The organism is Pseudorhodoplanes sp., assembly GCF_046289595.1.
Lineage (GTDB): Bacteria > Pseudomonadota > Alphaproteobacteria > Rhizobiales > Xanthobacteraceae > Pseudorhodoplanes.
Window position 1 is genome coordinate 1 of sequence record NZ_JBKBVB010000227.1, and the last position, 2,681, is coordinate 2,681.

Annotated in this window: 2 protein-coding genes and 1 pseudogene; all 3 read right to left on the reverse strand. The window is 65.5% G+C overall.

The window, feature by feature from the left end; all coding sequences use genetic code 11:
• Positions 1-42: 42 nt before the first annotated feature.
• Positions 43-801, reverse strand: a pseudogene (gene scpB / locus ACK41X_RS23370) (SMC-Scp complex subunit ScpB); the annotation flags it as partial.
• Positions 802-861: 60 nt separating this feature from the next.
• Positions 862-1,692 (reverse strand): segregation and condensation protein A, encoded by an 831-nt coding sequence (locus tag ACK41X_RS23375; protein ID WP_409728688.1) that lies wholly within the window; start codon positions 1,690-1,692, stop codon positions 862-864.
• Positions 1,692-2,681: beta-N-acetylhexosaminidase (gene nagZ / locus ACK41X_RS23380; protein WP_409728691.1), on the reverse strand; the 990-nt coding region annotated here is incomplete at its 5' end. The genes nagZ and ACK41X_RS23375, both read right to left, overlap by 1 nt.

The window sequence follows — 2,681 nt, forward strand, 5'->3', positions numbered from 1 at the left end:
TCCGGCGCCGCTGCGGGCTCTCATCTACTCCTCGGAACGCTCTCCGCTGTCCTGCGCTGCGGAGGCCTGCGCTGCGGGCTCGTGCTCCGCAGCCTCATCCTCTGCACGCGGAGCAAGACCGAGGTCAAGGTCGCCCGGCTCCAGCGGATCCTCGTCCTCCCGGAGCGCCGGATCGTCGTTTGGCACCGGCACCGAAAAATTCGGCGGCAACTGGCCATCCAGCATGCCCGATCCCTTCAGCTCCTCGAGGCCCGGCAGATCGCTGAGCTGCTCAAGACCGAAATGCGAAATGAACGCTTCGGTGGTGCCGTAGGTGATCGGCCGTCCCGGCACCTTGCGCCGCCCGCGCGGCCTGATCCAGCCGGTCTCCAGCAGAACGTCGATGGTCCCCTTCGACATCGTCACGCCGCGGATGTCCTCGATCTCCGCACGCGTCACCGGCTGATGGTAGGCGATGACGGCGAGCGTCTCGATCGCCGCCCGCGACAGCTTGCGCGGCTGGATCGCCTCCCGCGTCAGTAACCAGGCCAGATCGTTGGCCGTACGGAAGGTCCATTTTCCGCTGACCTTGACCAGATTGACGCCGCGCGGGGCATATTCGTCCTTCAGCATCTGGAGCATGCGTCCGAGCTCGACACCCTCAGGCAGCCGCTCCGCCAGCGTTTTCTCGTCAAGCGGCTCCTTCGAAGCGAACAGCAACGCCTCCAGGATGCGCAACTCGTCCGGCCGCACCTGCGGCTGCCGAATCGCGTCCGGAACCTCCTCGCCGTCGTCCGCTAGTTTCCGCGCCAAGCCATGCATCCTTCTGTCTCTCCCCTCTCCGATCGACGAAAATCACGATCGAACGGTACGTCATCCCTGTCAGTGCGCTGCCGCACCCGACTTACCCGTGCCTGGACCGGCCGGGCCGGGGCCGGCGCGCTTGCGAATATAGAGTGGCGCAAAGGCCGCGTGCTGCTGCAATTCGATGGCGCCTTCACGAACGAGCTCAAGAGCGGATGCAAAGCTCGACGCTGTCACGGTCGCGACCATGGAGGGTTCGACCAGATAGGAAATCAGAAACTGATCGAGCCGGTTCCAGTCGTCCGTGGTTCCGATCAGGCGCTCGATTTCCTGCCGCGCCTCGGCGAGCGTCCAGACCTGGCGCTTCTTGAAGCGGACCTGGCTCAGGGCGCGCTTCTGGCGCTGCACCGAATAGGCCGAGAGCAGATCGTAGAGGCTCGCGGTCCATTGCGGGTGCTTGATATTCTTGATCGGCTCGGGCGCGCCGCGGCTGAAGGTATCGCGTTCGAGCTGCGGCAATTCCATCAGCTTCTGCGCCACCGCGCGGAAAGCTTCAAGGCGCTTCAAACGGAATGCGAGGGCTGTCGCCATGTCCTCGGCGCTCTGTCCCTCGGCCTCCTTCTCATCGGGCAGAAGCAGGCGCGACTTCAGATAGGCCAGCCACGCCGCCATCACGAGATAATCGGCGGCCAGTTCAAGCCGCAATTTGCGCGCCTGTTCGATGAAGGCGAGATACTGGTCCGCGAGCGCCAGGATCGAGATCTTGGCGAGATCGACCTTTTGCTGGCGCGACAGTGTCAGCAAAAGGTCGAGCGGTCCCTCGAAGCCCTCGACGTCAACCACGAGCGCCGGCTCGTCGGCGGCTCGCTCGACCGTCTCGGACGCAAACGGGATAATTTCGGCGGTCATCAGGCGATCGCTCCCGCCGATACCCGGCTCATGAGATCGGAGAAGCGCGCGCGCGCCGCAGCAAGATCGATCGGCTCGCGCCGCTGCCGCAGCGCAAGCGCGCGATCGGCGCGGGCCGCGGCGTCACCGGACAACAGCGGCGCGGCTTCGGCGACGTCGCGCATCTCGTCGAGGTTGCCGTTGCAATGGAGCACGAGATCGCAGCCGGCCGCGAGCGCAGCCCGGCTGCGTTCTGACAAGGCACCCGACAAGGCGCCCATCGATACATCGTCGCTCATCAGCAACCCTTCGAAACCGATCGATCCGCGAATCACGTCACGGATCATTATCGCCGATGTGGTGGCCGGATTGGCCGGATCGATGGCGCTGAACACAACATGTGCAGTCATGCCGAGCGGCAGGCTTGACAGGGTCCGGAACGCCGCAAAGTCCGTCGCCTCCAGTGTCGCACGATCGGTATCGACCACCGGGAGTTTCAGGTGGCTGTCGGCGGTGGCACGCCCGTGTCCCGGCAAATGCTTCACCACCGGCAGGACGCCAGCGGCCATGACGCCTTCGGCCTGGGCGCCGGCCAGAGCGCCGACCTGTTCGGGCGTGGTTCCAAACGCGCGATCTCCGATGACGGCGTCAGCACCGGCGACGGGCACGTCTGCCACCGGAATGCAGTCGACATCGATCCCAAGCGCGGCGAGGTCCTCGCCGATCAGCCGGCCGCCGAGCCGCGCCGCCTCCAGTCCGCTGGCCGGATCGTGCCCGTAAAGTCGCGCATAGGCCGCACCGGGCGGATAATTCGGCCAATGCGGCGGCCCCAGGCGCTGAACGCGGCCGCCCTCCTGATCGATCAGGACAGGCGCTTGCCAGCCGAGAATGTCGCGGAAATGTGCCGTCAGGGCTTCAACTTGTGACGGATTGTCGATGTTGCGCCTGAACAGGATCAGGCCCCACGGCCGGGCCTCCCGGAAAAACCGCAACTCGTCGTGCGTGATCGC

Excerpts from the sequence above, each read along its gene's own strand:
- ACK41X_RS23375 (WP_409728688.1), bottom strand. The coding sequence starts at position 1,692 with ATGACCGCCGAAATTATCCCGTTTGCGTCCGAGACGGTCGAGCGAGCC.